General features: G+C 71.1%; 14 protein-coding genes and 2 rRNA genes. 8 read left to right on the forward strand and 8 right to left on the reverse strand.

From position 1 onward, the window contains the following. Positions 1 to 3 precede the first annotated feature (3 nt). On the reverse strand, positions 4 to 798 hold the full coding sequence (locus OOK31_RS33790; protein WP_267091210.1) for a thioesterase family protein: 795 nt from the start codon (positions 796 to 798) through the stop codon (positions 4 to 6). Between the two features lie 40 nt (positions 799 to 838). Further along, the gene (locus tag OOK31_RS33795; RefSeq protein ID WP_267091211.1) at positions 839 to 1,447 is read right to left on the reverse strand and encodes a LysE family translocator; all 609 of its coding nucleotides are present in this window, start codon (positions 1,445 to 1,447) and stop codon (positions 839 to 841) included. A gap of 51 nt (positions 1,448 to 1,498) precedes the next feature. Between OOK31_RS33795 and OOK31_RS33800 the strand changes: the two genes are divergently transcribed. Next, entirely contained in the window at positions 1,499 to 2,344 is an 846-nt protein-coding gene (locus tag OOK31_RS33800) for a pentapeptide repeat-containing protein (RefSeq protein WP_267091212.1), read from the forward strand. A 349-nt stretch (positions 2,345 to 2,693) separates the two neighbouring features. Here OOK31_RS33800 and OOK31_RS33805 read toward each other — a convergent pair whose 3' ends face one another. The 3 genes from OOK31_RS33805 to OOK31_RS33820 all read right to left on the reverse strand — a co-directional run bounded on the left by OOK31_RS33805 (position 2,694) and on the right by OOK31_RS33820 (position 5,347). Then, on the reverse strand, positions 2,694 to 3,854 hold the full coding sequence (locus OOK31_RS33805) for an alpha/beta hydrolase (RefSeq protein ID WP_323188282.1): 1,161 nt from the start codon (positions 3,852 to 3,854) through the stop codon (positions 2,694 to 2,696). Between the two features lie 82 nt (positions 3,855 to 3,936). Then, entirely contained in the window at positions 3,937 to 5,034 is a 1,098-nt protein-coding gene (locus tag OOK31_RS33815; protein ID WP_267091213.1) for a GNAT family N-acetyltransferase, read from the reverse strand. 181 nt (positions 5,035 to 5,215) lie between these two features. Next, positions 5,216 to 5,347 carry a hypothetical protein gene (locus OOK31_RS33820; RefSeq protein ID WP_267091214.1) on the reverse strand — a complete coding sequence of 44 codons (132 nt, stop codon included), beginning with the start codon at positions 5,345 to 5,347 and terminating at the stop codon, positions 5,216 to 5,218. Positions 5,348 to 5,708: 361 nt separating this feature from the next. Here OOK31_RS33820 and OOK31_RS33825 point away from each other — a divergent pair, with 361 nt between their 5' ends. From OOK31_RS33825 to OOK31_RS33850, 6 genes are all read left to right on the forward strand, one after another. Then, complete coding sequence (locus OOK31_RS33825; RefSeq protein WP_008742356.1) at positions 5,709 to 6,017, forward strand: hypothetical protein; 309 nt, start codon at positions 5,709 to 5,711, stop codon at positions 6,015 to 6,017. 102 nt (positions 6,018 to 6,119) lie between these two features. After that, on the forward strand, positions 6,120 to 6,953 hold the full coding sequence (locus OOK31_RS33830) for a hypothetical protein (protein WP_267091215.1): 834 nt from the start codon (positions 6,120 to 6,122) through the stop codon (positions 6,951 to 6,953). Next, positions 6,943 to 8,271, forward strand: coding sequence for a hypothetical protein (locus OOK31_RS33835; RefSeq protein ID WP_267091216.1), 1,329 nt, complete (start codon positions 6,943 to 6,945; stop codon positions 8,269 to 8,271). The genes OOK31_RS33830 and OOK31_RS33835 overlap by 11 nt, the downstream gene beginning before the upstream one ends. Then, on the forward strand, positions 8,268 to 9,830 hold the full coding sequence (locus OOK31_RS33840; protein WP_267091217.1) for an SCO6880 family protein: 1,563 nt from the start codon (positions 8,268 to 8,270) through the stop codon (positions 9,828 to 9,830). The genes OOK31_RS33835 and OOK31_RS33840 overlap by 4 nt, the downstream gene beginning before the upstream one ends. Positions 9,831 to 9,850: 20 nt before the next feature. Further along, positions 9,851 to 11,263 carry an ATP-binding protein gene (locus tag OOK31_RS33845; RefSeq protein ID WP_267091218.1) on the forward strand — a complete coding sequence of 471 codons (1,413 nt, stop codon included), beginning with the start codon at positions 9,851 to 9,853 and terminating at the stop codon, positions 11,261 to 11,263. Between the two features lie 2 nt (positions 11,264 to 11,265). Further along, a complete protein-coding gene (locus OOK31_RS33850; protein ID WP_267091219.1) occupies positions 11,266 to 12,792 on the forward strand; it encodes a type VI secretion protein in 1,527 nt (508 codons plus the stop codon). On the opposite strand, the gene OOK31_RS33855 is transcribed toward OOK31_RS33850, so the two are convergent. Further along, on the reverse strand, positions 12,789 to 13,349 hold the full coding sequence (locus tag OOK31_RS33855; RefSeq protein ID WP_267091220.1) for a GNAT family N-acetyltransferase: 561 nt from the start codon (positions 13,347 to 13,349) through the stop codon (positions 12,789 to 12,791). The genes OOK31_RS33850 and OOK31_RS33855 overlap by 4 nt on opposite strands. Before the next feature lie 41 nt (positions 13,350 to 13,390). Here OOK31_RS33855 and OOK31_RS33860 point away from each other — a divergent pair, with 41 nt between their 5' ends. Continuing rightward, complete coding sequence (locus OOK31_RS33860) at positions 13,391 to 14,221, forward strand: DUF3626 domain-containing protein (protein WP_267091221.1); 831 nt, start codon at positions 13,391 to 13,393, stop codon at positions 14,219 to 14,221. A 66-nt stretch (positions 14,222 to 14,287) separates the two neighbouring features. Here OOK31_RS33860 and rrf read toward each other — a convergent pair. Both rrf and OOK31_RS33870 read right to left on the reverse strand, forming a co-directional pair. Next, positions 14,288 to 14,405 (reverse strand): 5S ribosomal RNA (gene rrf / locus OOK31_RS33865). Between the two features lie 74 nt (positions 14,406 to 14,479). After that, positions 14,480 to 15,755 (reverse strand): 23S ribosomal RNA (locus tag OOK31_RS33870); the annotation flags it as partial.

The raw sequence follows: 15,755 nt of genomic DNA on the forward strand, positions 1-15,755 counted from the left end.
GCGTCAACGGGGGGCGACGAACAGGCTCTGCCCGACCCGGCCGATCGGGCCCTTCTCGTCGTGCAGACGGGCGTCGACGAGCCCGATCCCGGCCGCGTCCACGCTCGTACGGGACTCCACGCACACCCATTCGCCCGCGGGGTGGCGGTGCAGATGGACCGTCAGGTCGCCGTTGACGAAGACGAACCGGCCGAAGTCCATGACCGCGCTGATCCCGTTCGCCGAATCGGCCGCCACCAGCACCCGGTCCAGCGGCCGGACCTTCTCCCCCGCCACCAGCGGCACCCGCATCCGCATCCAGCAGGTCCCCGGCCCCGGCTCGGTGAAGGCCCCCTCGGTGAACCGGGCCTCCACCGACGAGTGGTAGCCCCGCTCCCACGGCACCGGGAAGAACGGCGCCGGCGCCGCCTCCCCCGGCGGAGCCACCAGCACCGGCGGCGCCACGGCAGGGACCGGATCCGCCGCGACCCTGATCCGCAGCGCCCGCGCCAGCATCACCGGCCCGGACCCGCCCCCGGCGGTGAGCGCCGCCTCGACGACCTCGGTGTTGCGGCCGGAGCGGAGCACGCTCGTGGTGATCTCCAGGGGCCCGATCGGCACCGGACGCAGGATCTCGTACGTGATCCGGGCGAGCCGCATGTCCGCACGCCCGCCCGGCCGCTCCTCCACCGCCCGCCCCAGCAGCGCGGCGGGCGGCCCGGCGTGCTGCGCTCCCGGGTCCCACGGCCCGCGCGTGGCCTCGGTGGCCAGGAAGCGGCCCGCGCCGAGCCGCTCGTAGAACCCGTCCTCAGCGTCCATGCCGCGGAACGCTACCGACAGGTAACGGCGGGCACCACCCTCAGCGGGCGAACCCGAGCCCGACCCCCAGCCCCACCAGCACCGAGCCGATGGCCCGGTTCAGGGCCTTCTGCGCCTTCAGCATCCGGTCGCGCAGCCGCGAGTTGGAGAAGAACAGCGCCACCGCCCCGAACCACATCAGGTGCGCCGCCGACATGAACAACCCGTACCCGGCCTGCTGCCACACCGAGGTGTCCGGCCCCACCACCTGCGTGAACGTCGACACCACGAACAGGGTCGTCTTGGGGTTCAGCACATTGGTCAGGAAGCCGGAGCGCAACGCCCCCAGCGGATTGAGCTCCGGCTTCGACTCCAGGTCCACCGTGAGATCGGCCCGCGCCCGGAAGGTGCGGATGCCGATCCACACGAGGTAGGCGGCGCCGGCCAGCTTGATCGCCGTGAACAGCGCCGTCGACGAGGCGATCAGCAGACCGACCCCGAGCATCGTGTACGAGACGTGCACCAGCACCCCGGCGGCGACCCCGGCGGCGGCGAACAGCCCGGTGGGCCGCCCGTAGAGATAACTGTTCCTGACGACCATGGCGAAGTCCGCGCCCGGGCTGATGACGGCGAGGAGGGTGATGACTGCGACTGCGATCACTTCTGTCATGCACAGGATGCTGACTCGCTCCCACCCCTCCCGTCCAGGGAGAATGTCCCCGTGTCCAAGCTCCCCCTCCCCCCCGACCTCCCGCCCCTCCCGCTCCTCCAGGCGGACTGCGGCAACTGCTTCGCGCTCTGCTGCGTAGCCCTGCCCTTCGCGAAGTCGGCCGACTTCGCCGTGAACAAGTCGGCCGGCACGCCCTGCAAGAACCTCCAGCAGGACTTCCGCTGCGGCATCCACACCCGGCTGCGCGACACGGGCTTCCAGGGCTGCACCGTCTTCGACTGCTTCGGCGCGGGACAGCAGGTCTCCCAGGTCACCTTCGGCGGCCGCGACTGGCGCGCGCACCCCGAGACCCGCGCGGAGATGTTCGAGGTCTTCCCGGTGATGCGGCAGCTGCACGAGCTGCTCCGCTACGTCGCCGAGGCGCTCACCCTCCCGGCGGCCGCCCCCGTCCACCCGGGACTGCGCGAGGCCCTCACCCGCACCCGGCAGCTGGTCGACGCCGACGCGCACACCCTCACCGCCCTCGACGTGCCCGCCCTGCGCCAGGAGATCAACACCCTGCTCCTGAAGACCAGCGAACTGGTACGCGCCAAGACCCCGGGCCGCAAGAAGAACCACCGCGGCGCCGACCTGATCGGCGCCCGCCTCTCAGGCGCCGACCTGCGCGGGGCCAACCTGCGCGGCGCCTACCTGATCGCCGCCGACCTCAGTGGCGCGGACCTGCGCGGCGCCGACCTGATCGGCGCGGACCTCCGCGACGCGAACCTCGCCGGAGCCGACCTCCGCGACACCCTCTTCCTCACCCAGCCCCAACTCAACGCCGCCCAAGGCACCCCCACCACCCACATCCCCCCAACCCTCACCCACCCCACCCACGGGCACCCCCCGGCGCCATAACCGCGGGCCGCACCCGAACGCCAACGCCGGCCACCCCCAGCCCCGCCGGCGCTTGAGGCGCGAGGTCCGAGCCGGACCCCAGCCCCATCCAGCCCCGCCGGCGCTTGAGGCGCGGGGTCCGGGGCGGAGCCCCGAACTTTCAGCCCCGCCGGCGTTTGAGGCGCGGGGTCCGGGGCGGAGCCCCGATCTTTCAGCCCCGTCGGCGCTTGAGGCGCGGGGTCTGGGGCGGAGCCCCAGGAAACGGAGAAGGGGCGGGGCGGGGACCAGCTCCGCGCAGCGGCACCCCCGCCCCCACCCACCCGCACCCGGCACGGGACCCGAACCCCGCCCGGCCAGGGCAAGGGCAAGGTCACAGCCACCCCAAGAACTCCCCCACCACCCCCCGGTACCCCTCCGGGTCCCCGACCCGCACCCCGTGCCCCGCAGGCAGCTCCACCAACCGCACCCCACCCCTCCGCACCGCCATCTCCCGCGCATGCTCCGCGGACAGCACCCCGCTCCGGTCCCCCCTCACCAGCAGCGTCGGCTGCCGCACCGCCAGCCAGTCCCCCCAGTGGTCCCCGTTCAGCCCCCGCTGCGACTCCACCATGTCCCCCGCGACGAACGCCGTCCCCCACCCGTCCGGGTACTCCCTCAGCGACCCCGCCACCACCTCCGCGGCGCGCCCCACCCCGGCCAGGAACCCCTCCGGGGTCCCCGCCCGCACCGGCCACCGCGCCACGAAGGACAGGTCGCCCTCCACGACGGCCCCCACGTCCTCGACGACGACCGCCCGCACCAGCTCGGGCCGCCGCGCGGCGAGCTGGTAGGCGGTGACCCCGCCCAGCCCGTGCCCCAGTACGACCGCCGGCCCCAGCCCCAGGTGCTCCAGTACGGCGGCGGCGTCCGCCACGTACCCGGCCCGCCCGTACTCCGGCGCCCGGTCCGACTCCCCGTGCCCCCGCTGGTCGAGCGCGATCACCCGCCACCCGGGGCCCACCTCCCGGGCCAGCCGCTCGAAGGACCGCCCGTCCTGGAACAGTCCGTGCAGTGCGAGCAGCGGCGCCCCCGGCCCCCCGAAGTCCGTGTACGCCAGCCGCCGCCCCCGCTCGCCCCCGACCTCCACGACCCCGGGCAGCGGCCCCAGCTTGTCCGCGACCCGCTGCCGCAGCAGCTGGTACTCCTCCCAGCGCCGCGGCAGCCGCCCGCCCGGCCGCTTGCCCAGCAGCCGCCCCGGCGTAACCGTCTGCCCGCGCCGGAACTGCTCCCGGGTCAGGTCGATGCGGATCCCGCCGGGCAGCACGTTCCAGCAGTGGTAGCCCTGCTGCTCGCCGTCGAGCCAGACCTCGCCGACCATCAGCTCCCCGCCGACCAGGTCCTGGACGACCAGCGCGGTGATGTCGCAGTGCCCCCACGCCGGGTTGTCGGCGGTCCAGGGCGCCCGCTCCACGTCGTCGGGCGAGCAGGTCTCGGCCGACCAGCCCGCCCTGATCGCCGCTTCCAGGTCTGCGAGGGTCCACGGAATCGTCATCCTCCAAGCCTCCCGCACCCCACTGACAACGCCGCCCCTCCCCACGGCGCCCCGCCCTGCGGCGCCCCGCCCCGCCGTCCCCCTAGTACCGGTCGAGCACGTGCGCGTGCGGCAGCTCCAGCCCCGGCGTCCCACCCCCCGGGAACCACCGCTCCAGCAGCCCCTCGTACCGCTCCGGCACCTCCAGCCGCCCCGACACCACCGCGTCCGCCACCGACCAGTGCCCCAGCAGCATCCGTACGAGCGTCCCGTCGTCCGCCACCAGCTCCCCCCGGGCCAGCTCCCCGACCGCCGAGGCCCCGTACAGGTACCCGCCCGCCCGCCGCGCGAGTTCCGGCTCCAGCTCCGCCACGAGCGCCTCCCGCCGCAGGATCCGCGCCATCATCCCGCCGCCCACCGGGAACCGCTGCCGGTACGCGCACCCCCACCCCCGCACGATCCGCCCGACGAGACTGTCGGCGGGCTCCCGTACCGTGAAGGAGGACGCCCGCAGCTCCCAGCACCGCGCCGCCAGCTCCGCCAGCAGCCGGCGCGCGCCCGCCGCCTCCCGGGCCCCCATCTCGTGCACCACCAGCGTCCGCACGCTGTCCCCGAAGGACCGGCCGCGCAGCAGCGCGTACCCGGCCACCACCCCGGCCGCGTCCTCCAGCACCAGCAGCTCCGAGCCCGGCTTCCACATCCCCTGCGGCACCCGCCGGTCCCAGTCGGCCTCCCGCACCCGGCTCCACGGCCGCCGCGCGTGCGCCGCGTTGAAGATCCGCACCACCTCCGGCAGGTCCCCCGGCGTCCCGGCCCGCACCAGCCCGCCCCCCGCGTCCACCCCGGCCCGCTCGACGGCCCGTACGGGCACCACCAGCTCCCCGTCGCCCAGCGCGGTCACGAACCCCCGCTGCTCGTAAGCCCCCTCGATGGCCTCCGACACGAAGCCGACCGCCACCCGCCCCCGCATCCCCTCGACGGCCGCGCCGAGCAGCCTGCGCATGTACCCCTCGCGCCGGCAGTCGAGCCGGGTCTCCACCCCGCCGATCCCCTCGGCCTCGACGGCCACCGCCCCGAACCGCTGCCGGAAGGACACCACCTCCAGCGCGCACACCGGCTCGGGATCGCCCTCCCGGCGCATCCGGCAATGCCGCACACCACCGACGACCTGTTCCTCGTACGCGAGGCTCCGCTGATTCATGCGCGCCAGTGTGGGCGCCCGTCGGCGGCGCCCGCCAGGGAGGAGAACGGCAGGGCCCGGCGCACCCGGGACGCCCGTACGCCCCTCACGCATCCGTACGCCCCCCGTTCACTCACACCGACGGCGCCGCGCCCGGCTCGTGCTTCCGGTCGCGGCGCCGCCGGGTCCTGCGGACGGCCCGTCAGACGGGCTTGCCGACCGCCGTCCAGCCCACCGTGCAGACCAGCGCGAGCGCTCGCCGGCGCGGCCCGGGCGTCCACGTAAGCGCGAACACCATCGGCACCGCGAGACCACCGCGGACAGCGGAACCCATCCGTCTCTCCTTCGTCGTCGTACCGGCAGCGTGAACCACACCCGGCCGCCACGATCAAACGACTGACGGAATGTCGGACTCACCTCAGCCGATCGGCCCAACCCCGCGCGCCCCCACTGCGCCGAACGGCCGCCCCTCACACGGCCCCACGCACGCCGGGCCGACAATCATTGCCCGGGGTCACCCACCGTGATACACAGAGTGACCAGGTCAGGGCACGCGGGAGGGGCGCGCGCCGCGATATCGGGTAAAGAGAGCCGCCAAGTCGACGACGACGGCGGTTTCATCAGCGAAGATAGTGCGTGACCCCTGCCGTCGGGCACGGGCTACCGGAACTACCCATACAGGGGCGGTGAGTTACATGATCCTGGCAGCCGAAAAGGGCGACATCACCACCATCATCGGCGGAATCGCCCCGAACTGGGGGCCGTTCGGCAGTCTCGGCAACGAAGCGAAGGTCATGATCGAAGTGGTCATGGCCGTAGCGATCCTCCTCTGCCTCGGCATCGCCATCTGGGGCGCCGCCAAGCAGCGCATCGGCGCGACCGCCCTGCGCGACACCTTCAGCGCGGAACAGGGCAAGGGCCTGATCGTGGCCGGCCTCACGGGCGTCTTCATCATCGGCTCCCTCGGCACGCTCTTCACGATCGTCTACGGAATGGCCGTCTAGCCGGACCACCGCGACCGGCCGCACCCTGATGACGAATCACCACACCGCGCCTGAGCGGGAACGAGCGCTACCGTCGAACGACGCGGAGGGGGCGGACACACGATGAGCAACGACGACCAGTACGGCGGCGGCGCCGGCTACGGCGAGGTCGGCGGCACCGGCCAGACCCGTACCCGCCTCCCGGAGTCCCCCTCCGACCCGTACGGCACCCCGCGCCGCACCCCCCGCGCCTCCCGCGGCCTGATCACCGTGGTCGGCGTGGTGGTGCTCCTCGTCGCCGCCATCGCGTTCGCGAACCAGTCGGGCGACACCCCGCAGGACACCGCCTCGGACAAACCCCCGACGACCTCCACCACCGCCGCCACGGGCACCACCCCGGTCACCACGAAAACGGCCGGCATCCCCAAGGGCTTCACCCACGACGAACAGGGCGCCCAATCGGCGGCAGCCAACTTCGCGGTGGCCCTGGGCTCCGACGCCATGTTCAAGAAGGACACCCGCCACACCCTGGTCGACGGCATCTACACACCGGACGCCGCGGCAGCCCTGAAGGGCCCCCAGGACAGCGCGTACTCCCCGGCGTTCCTCGCCAGACTCGGCCTCGACGCCAACGGCACTCCCCCACAGGGCAGCACCTTCGTGACCCGAACCGTCCCCATCGGCACCCGGGTCGAGAACTTCACCCCGGCCACGGCGAAGATCGCCGTCTGGTACACGGGCCTGATCGGCATGTCCGGCGAAAAGTCCACGGACCCGGTCCGCACCCTCTGGAAGACGTGGACCTTCGAACTGAACTGGGCCGGCGAGGACTGGAAGATCGTCTCCGACAGCCAGCGGGACGGGCCCGCTCCCGTCCCCGGCGATGTCCCGGTGTCGACGTCCGACGACATGAGCAAGGCCATCAAGGAGTTCGGGGGATTCACCTATGCGCGCTGACCTCCGGATCCCCGCGCGGCTGAGCGTGGTCGCCTCCGCCCAGCTTGCCCTCGCCACCCTGGTGACGCGCGCCTACGCCGCCCCCACGCCGACTCCGACCCCGACCCCGTCGGCGGTCCCGTCGCCCTCCCCGTCCGGCAACAAGGAGTGCGAACTCCTCGTCGGCTCGGCCAAGGACTACTGCGAAAAGGGCAACGGTGCCGGCAGCACCCCCCGGACCGGTATCTCACCGACCGACCCGACCAACGAGGTCAACCCCCTCGCCTCCCTCGCCCGCGGCTGCGCCGACGCCGCCGCCTGGATCGTAGGCAAACTCAGCGAAGCCGTAAAAGGCACGGCCAACGTCGACTTCACCAACCCCGCCTTCCTCAAGCAGTACGCCGTCGTCTTCGCCGCCTCCACCATCCTCACCCTCGTCCTGTGGCTCCTCGCCGTGACCAAGCGGGCCATCCGCGGCGTCCCCCTCACCACCGCCCTCTCCGAAGCCATCGGCTTCCTCTGGCTCACGGTCCTCGCCTCCGCCTTCACCCCCCTGATCCTCTACACCGTCGTCTCCGCGACCGACGGCGTCACCGAGGTCATCGCCTCGGCCACCGGCGGCCAGACCGACGTGTTCTTCGGTTCCTTCTCCGAGGCCCTCAAAAAGGGCGAGGACATCGGCGGCGGCCCGATCATGCTGATCGTCGTCGCCCTCGTCACCGTCCTCGCCGCCGGCGTGCTCTGGCTGGAGCTCGTCATCCGCGCCGCCCTGCTCTACGTCGGCGCCCTCCTCGGCACCGTCGTCTACGCCGGACTCGTCGACCGCAACATGTGGGGCCACGTCCGCCGCTGGGCCGGCATCATGATCGCCGTCATCCTCGTGAAGCCGGTCATCGTCGTCGTCCTCGGCCTCGCCGGAGCCCTCGCGGGCGACAAGGGCCCGAACGCCTTCTCCGCCGTCGTCTCCGGCCTCGCCATCATCCTCCTGGCGATCTTCGCCTCCGCGATGATCTACCGCTTCGTCCCCGGCTTCGGCGACGAGATCGCCTCCGCCCGCAGCAACCGCTCCAAGGCCACCGACGGCGCCCAGGCAGCCGCCGTCATCAGCTCCCCGGCCTCCCTCGTCTCCCAGGGCATCAAGACCCACAGCAGCCGTGGCGGCGGATCCCACCGCGCCTCCGGCGGCTCCACCGGCGGCGACGCCAACCAGATCTCCGGAGGCATGGCCGCGCACAGCAGCCGCTCCGGCAGCGGGTCCGGCGGCGGAACTGTCCCCTCCGCCGCACCCCCGCCCCGCACTGGCTCGAGTACGAGGAACACAGGAGGTGACGGGCGTTGACGACCCAGTCCCACCAGCTCCACCCGGTCGCGCCCCGCCGCACGTATCTCATCGGCCGGGCCCGGCCGAACGCGATCGTCGGCAAGAACCGCGAAACCGGCGAGATCGCCCTGATCATCGCCGGCGCGTTCCTCGGCATGATGAGCGGACTACTGGTCCCCGACCTCACCCTGCGCATCGTCACGCTCGTCGGCTTCCCCTTCCTCGCCCTCGCAGCCGTGTACGTCCCCTACAAGGGCCGCACCTTCTACCGCTGGTTCGAGATCAGCCGCAGCTACAAGCGCACCCTGCGCCGCGGTACGACCTACCGCTCCTCCGCGATCGAGGCCGGCACCCGCGCCGCCGACGGCCGCGAGGTCGAGGTCGGCCCGCCCCCCGGCATCGGCCGCATCAACTGGCTGGCCGCACCCTTCGGCCCCGACGAGATCGCGGTCCTCCTCCACGCCGACCGCAGAACCGTCACCGCCGCCATCGAGATCGAGGGCCCGGGCGTCGGCCTGCGCGACAGCGAGGACCAGGAAGCCCTGGTCGACCGCTTCGGCACCCTCCTCAAGCACGTCGCCAACGGCGACGGCTTCGTCACCCGCCTCCAGATGCTCGCCCGCACCCTCCCCGCGGACCCCGACGCCCACGCCAAGGACGTCGCCCAGCGCGGCGACACCCACGCCCCCGCCTGGCTCCGCGACTCCTACGAGCAGCTCCAGTCGATGGTCTCCACCTCCTCCGAGCAGCACCGCGCGTACCTCGTCGCCTGCATGCACTTCACCCGCGACCTGGCCGCGGAAGCCGTCACCATCGCCCGCGCGAGCACCCCCCACAAGGGCCGCAAGCTCGACCGCGACGCCGGCCTCGCCATCGTCATGGCCCGCGAACTCACCGACATCTGCGCCCGCCTCGCCGAGGCCGACATCCGCGTCCGCCAGCCCCTCGGCCAAGGCCGCCTGGCCTCCCTCGTGCACTCCATGTACGACCCGGACCACCCCATCGACCACATCCAGGCCATGACCAAGCGCAACGCCTGGCCGGCCGAACTGGACGCCGTCGAACCGACCTACCTCCAGGCCAAGACCCGCGAGTCCTCCACCCGCGCCCCCTGGTGCCACGCCACCGCCTGGGTCAAGGAATGGCCGATGACCCCGGTCGGCGTGAACTTCCTCGCCCCCCTCCTCGTCCACACCCCCGACGTCATCCGCACGGTCGCCGTCACCATGGACCTGGAACCCACCGAGATCGCCATCGAGCGGATGCTCACCGAGAAGACCAACGACGAGGCCGACGCCAGCCGCGCCGCCAAGATGAACCGCACCGTCGACCCCCGCGACATCGCCGCGCACGGCCGGCTCGACCAGAGGGGTGAAGATCTCGCCAGCGGCGCTGCCGGGGTCAACCTCGTCGGGTACATCACGGTGTCCTCGCGTTCCCCCGAAGCCCTCGCCCGCGACAAGCGCACCATCCGCGCCTCCGCCGGCAAGTCCTACCTGAAACTCGAATGGTGCGACCGCGAGCACCACCGCGCCTTCGTCAACACCTTGCCGTTCGCCACCGGCATCCGACGCTAGCTGGAGGGAACGGCCGCCCCATGCGAGATCCCATGTCCGCTCTGACGGACGCCTTCACCAGCTTCCTCTTCGGCAAGGTCGAGACCACCCGCCTGCCCGTACGCACCTCCACCGGGCAGGCGCAGGCCGTCTACCTGCCCACCGCCGCCCCCGGACTCGGCGACTCCGGCGTGATCATCGGCCGCGAGGTGTACAGCGGCAAGGGCTACATCTACGACCCCTTCCAGCTCTACGGCCAGCAACTCCCGGCCCCCCACTGGCTGGTCCTCGGCGAGTCCGGCAACGGCAAGTCCGCCCTGGAGAAGACGTACGTCCTGCGCCAGCTCCGCTTCCGCGACCGCCAGGTCGTCGTCCTCGACGCCCAGGGCGAGGACGGCGTCGGCGAGTGGAACCTCATCGCCCAGCAGCTGGGAATAACCCCCATCCGCCTGGACCCCATCGCGGCCAACGACGACGGGATCCGCCTCAACCCCCTCGACCCGGCGATCACCACGACCGGACAGCTCGCGCTGCTCCGCACCATCATCGAAGTCGCCATGGGCCACGGCCTAGACGAACGCTCCGGCTTCGCCCTCAAGGTCGCCCACGCCTACGTCGTCGACACCATCCGCGAACGCCAGCCCGTCCTCACCGACATCGTCGAGCAACTGCGCCACCCCAAGGCCGAATCCGCCGAGGCGATGAACGTCGACATAGACGACGTACGGGCCTGGGGCCTTGACGTGGCACTGGTCCTCGACCGCCTCGTCGACGGCGACCTGCGCGGCATGTTCGACGGCCCCACCACCGTCGGCATCGACCTCGACGCCCCGCTGATCGTCTTCGACCTGTCCCACATCGACCGCAACTCCATCGCCATGCCCATCCTCATGGCGATCGTCGGCGTGTGGCTGGAACACACCTGGATCCGCCCGGACCGGAAAAAACGGATCTTCCTGGTCGAAGAGGCCTGGCACATCATCAACAGCCCCTTCGTGGCCCAGCTGTTCCAGCGCCTCCTGAAGTTCGGCCGCCGCCTCGGCCTGTCCTTCGTCGCCGTCGTCCACCACCTCTCCGACGTCGTCGACGGCGCGGCCGCCCGCGAAGCCGCGGCCATCCTCAAAATGGCCTCGACCAGAACCATCTACGCCCAGAAGGCGGACGAGGCCCGCGCCACCGGCCGCGTCCTCGGCCTGCCACGCTGGGCCGTCGAGATCATCCCCACCCTCACCCCGGGCATCGCCGTCTGGGACGTCAACGGCAACGTCCAGGTGGTCAAACACCTGATCACCGAAGCCGAACGCCCCCTCGTCTTCACGGACCGCGCGATGACGGAGTCCACCCAGCAGCTCCCCGACGACCTGCTGGCCGCCGAACTCGAAGCGGAGGAAAGGGCCCTGTCCATGGAACGCCACCGCAACAACGGCACCGGCTCGGCCACCACGGTGGCCTGACCATGCCCAACGCCAGACATACGGAACCCACGGCGCGAGCCGGCGGCATCCCCGACGGACTCCTGGTCGGCGGCCTGGCCTTCCTCCTCGGCCTCGCCGTCCTGGTCTGGTCGGCCACCGGCCTGGCCGCCCTCTTCACCAAGGGCGCCTGGCCGTCCACGGTCACCTTCACCCGCACCCCGGAAGCGGTCCGCGCCCTGATAGCGCAACCGCACGACCTCGCGGCGGCCTGGCCCGACACCGACCCGGCCGCCCTGTCGGGATGGGGCCTGTTCTGGGGCCTGTTCATCAGCCAGCTCCTCATACTGCTGGTCCTGACGATCTTCACCCTCGGCGTCATCGCCCGCACCAAGGCCCGCCGCGCCCTGGCCAGAACGCAGCCCGCCCCCGCCGAGCCCCGGCCCCACGAGCCCCCGCACGCGGAGCCGACCCGCACGGCCCCCGTCCCGGCCCCTTCGCCGTCCCCGGAGCCCGCACCGGCGGCCACCACCCCGGTACACGCCACCTCGGTACCCGCCCCGGCAACGCCGGCCCACCGCCCCCCGGTGGACGAGGCCTACCGCTACGGCTTCGGCTACGCCCCGGCCGCCCCCACCCCGGCGGCAGCCACCACCCCGCCCCCCGGCCTCGCCTACGGCAGCCCGGCCGAACGCCACCACCTCGCCGCCCAGGCCATCGCGGCGGCCGAGGGCGCCGTCCTCGTCGTCACCTCCTCCCCCGCGCTCTGGTCGGACACCAAGGACGCCCGCGCCAAACTCGGCCCGGTCCTCCTCTACGACCCCTCGCACCTGTGCGACACCCCGGCCCGGATGCACTGGAACCCCGCCGACGGCTGCGCCGACCGCGACACCGCCGCCGCCCGCGCGCTCGCCCTGCTGGCCCCCGTACGCCCCCAGGCCCGCCTGGACAGCGCACTCGCGGACACCGCGGAAACCCTCCTGCGCAGCTGGCTCCAGGCCGCCGCCCTCGACGGCCTCCCCTTCAAACAGCTCACCCGCTGGGCCCAGGGCAACGGCTCCCAGGACCCCGTCCGCGTCCTGCGCACCCACCCCCGGGCGGCCCCCGGCGCGGCCGGCGAACTCGAGAGCGCCCTCACCGCGCACCCCGAACGCCGCGAACAGGCCCAGCACCTGACGGCCCGTGCCCTGTCCTGCCTGACCTCGATCCACATCCGCGAGGCCTGCAACCCGAACCGAACGGACGCGCTCACCCTGGCATCGTTCGCCGGCGAAGGGGGCACCCTCTACGTAGTGGGTGAGCCCCTGGAGGACCCCCGCACCCGCCCGGGCGCGATGCCGCTGCTCACCGCACTCGCCTCGCACGTGGTCGAGCACGGCCGCCGCATGGCCGCACGGTCATCCCACGGTCGGCTCGACCCACCACTGACCCTGGTGCTGGACGACGTCGCGGCCGTGGCCCCCGTCCCCCAGCTCCCGGACCTCCTCCAGGACGGCACGCTCCCCCTGCTCGCCCTCTGCCGCAGCCGCGAACAGGCCCGCTCCCGCTGGCCGCAGGCCACCTTCTCCTAGGCCGTGCCGCCCGGCCGCCCGAGCACGTACTCGTGCTCCGAGGCCCCCGACTCCAGCTTCAGCACCGTCCCGCTCGCCACGAACCCGAACCGCCGGTAGAAGGCGGCCGCACGCGCGTTGTCCTCGTGCACGAAGAGCCGTACGCGTTCCAGCGCCGGCCCCTCCAGTGCCCACACCCACTCCACCGCGGCCGCGAACAGCGCCTCGGCCAGCCCGGTCCCCCGCCGGCCCTCCCGGACGAACACCCCGACCAGGTGCCCCTGCCCCTGCTCGACGGGGTTCCCGAAGAAGTCGCTCGTCCCGCCTTCCTCGACGAGCACGGTCACCGACCCGTCCCACTCCCCGTCGGGCCCCTCGGCGACGAACTGCCGCGCCCTTCGCCCGGAGGCCGCCCCCGCGGCCCGCTCCTGCCAGAACCCGTCACTCCGCGCCTCGGCCTGGTCGAGGGTCTCCAGGAACGCCACGGGCGCCGCCGGATCCCTCAGGGCGTCGATCCGCAGCCCCTTGACCCGCTCCCACTCCACGGCCCGCACCGCCCGCACCACGTACTGATCCATGACCCAGCCCCCTCCGACAACACTTGAGGCACCATGCAACCATGCAACCCCAGCTCAGGGCTGTCGCCCACGTCACGGCCCGTTCCTCCGGTCCGCCCCTGGACCCGGCGCTCACAGTCACGCTCAACTTCCACCCGGACCGCGTGACGGACGGCCGCCCGATCCTCACCGCCCTCGCGGAGGACGGCGTGTACCGCTCCCAGTTCGTCACCGGAACCAGCAACGGCGGTCTCACGGCCCACCCCGGCGGAGCGCGCTGGCAGTGGGAGAGCCGGATCTTCGGCGGCGCCTACGACGACTCCCCCGCCGCGGCCCGCCCCGTCTACGGCGCCCTCAACCACCGCCAGAACCCGGCCGGCGCGGCCCCCCGCTTCGGCTCGGCGCACTTCCGCCTCGCCCCGACGGCCCTCCCCCGGACCACGTTCTGCTACCCGGACAGCTACCTGGAACCCGAGTCCTTCGGGGTCGCCGCCCGCATGCCCCTGATCGCCCTGGCCGAGGCCGACGACCAGGACGCCCTGGACGACTACATCGAGGCCCAGGTCCACAGCCCGGTCGAACTGGACCGCGACATCGAGGCCCTCGTCCTGGACCCCAGTTACCGCGGCACCGACATCGAAGCGGCCGCGGCGAAACTCCCCTGCCCGACGGAATGGCACCCGGGCTTCCACCTCACGACCACCGAACTCCGCCGCCACCCCGGCTACCGCGGCCAGGAATTCGTCGACCTGGGCACGGCCATCGCCGAAGCCGGCATCCTCACCCCGCACATCCTCGGCAAGGCCGCCCGCACGGGCCGCTACGACGAACAGGCCCTCAAACGCGTCTGGCACTACCTGGCCCGCTTCGGCACCCAACAAAAAGCCCCGTAAAAAAGACCCGTAAACGCAGAAAAGCCCCGCACCAGTTTCCTGGTGCGGGGCTTTCCCACAATGATTGTTCGGCGGCGTCCTACTCTCCCACAGGGTCCCCCCTGCAGTACCATCGGCGCTGAAAGGCTTAGCTTCCGGGTTCGGAATGTAAACCGGGCGTTTCCCTAACGCTATGACCACCGAAACACTATGAAGTTAACCAACCGGGCATGGACACGGTTCGTTACTTCAGAACTAACACAGTGGACGCGAGCAACTGAGGACAAGCCCTCGGCCTATTAGTACCAGTCAGCTCCACCCGTTACCGGGCTTCCACATCTGGCCTATCAACCCAGTCGTCTACTGGGAGCCTTACCCTCTCAAGGAGGTGGGAATACTCATCTTGAAGCAGGCTTCCCGCTTAGATGCTTTCAGCGGTTATCCCTCCCGAACGTAGCCAACCAGCCATGCCCTTGGCAGGACAACTGGCACACCAGAGGTTCGTCCGTCCCGGTCCTCTCGTACTAGGGACAGCCCTTCTCAATATTCCTACGCGCACAGCGGATAGGGACCGAACTGTCTCACGACGTTCTAAACCCAGCTCGCGTACCGCTTTAATGGGCGAACAGCCCAACCCTTGGGACCGACTCCAGCCCCAGGATGCGACGAGCCGACATCGAGGTGCCAAACCATCCCGTCGATATGGACTCTTGGGGAAGATCAGCCTGTTATCCCCGGGGTACCTTTTATCCGTTGAGCGACGGCGCTTCCACAAGCCACCGCCGGATCACTAGTCCCGACTTTCGTCCCTGCTCGACCCGTCGGTCTCACAGTCAAGCTCCCTTGTGCACTTACACTCAACACCTGATTGCCAACCAGGCTGAGGGAACCTTTGGGCGCCTCCGTTACCCTTTGGGAGGCAACCGCCCCAGTTAAACTACCCATCAGACACTGTCCCTGATCCGGATCACGGACCGAGGTTAGACATCCAGCACGACCAGAGTGGTATTTCAACGGCGACTCCACAACCACTGGCGTGGCTGCTTCAAAGTCTCCCACCTATCCTACACAAGCCGAACCGAACACCAATATCAAACTGTAGTAAAGGTCCCGGGGTCTTTCCGTCCTGCTGCGCGAAACGAGCATCTTTACTCGTAGTGCAATTTCACCGGGCCTATGGTTGAGACAGTCGAGAAGTCGTTACGCCATTCGTGCAGGTCGGAACTTACCCGACAAGGAATTTCGCTACCTTAGGATGGTTATAGTTACCACCGCCGTTTACTGGCGCTTAAGTTCTCAGCTTCGCAACCCCGAAAGGTCACTAACCGGTCCCCTTAACGTTCCAGCACCGGGCAGGCGTCAGTCCGTATACATCGCCTTACGGCTTCGCACGGACCTGTGTTTTTAGTAAACAGTCGCTTCTCGCTGGTCTCTGCGGCCACCCCCAGCTCACGGAGCAAGTCCGATCACCAGTGATGGCCCCCCTTCTCCCGAAGTTACGGGGGCATTTTGCCGAGTTCCTTAACCATAGTTCACCCGAACGCCTCGGTATTCT

This window comes from Streptomyces sp. NBC_00249 (genome assembly GCF_026342355.1).
Lineage (GTDB): Bacteria > Actinomycetota > Actinomycetes > Streptomycetales > Streptomycetaceae > Streptomyces.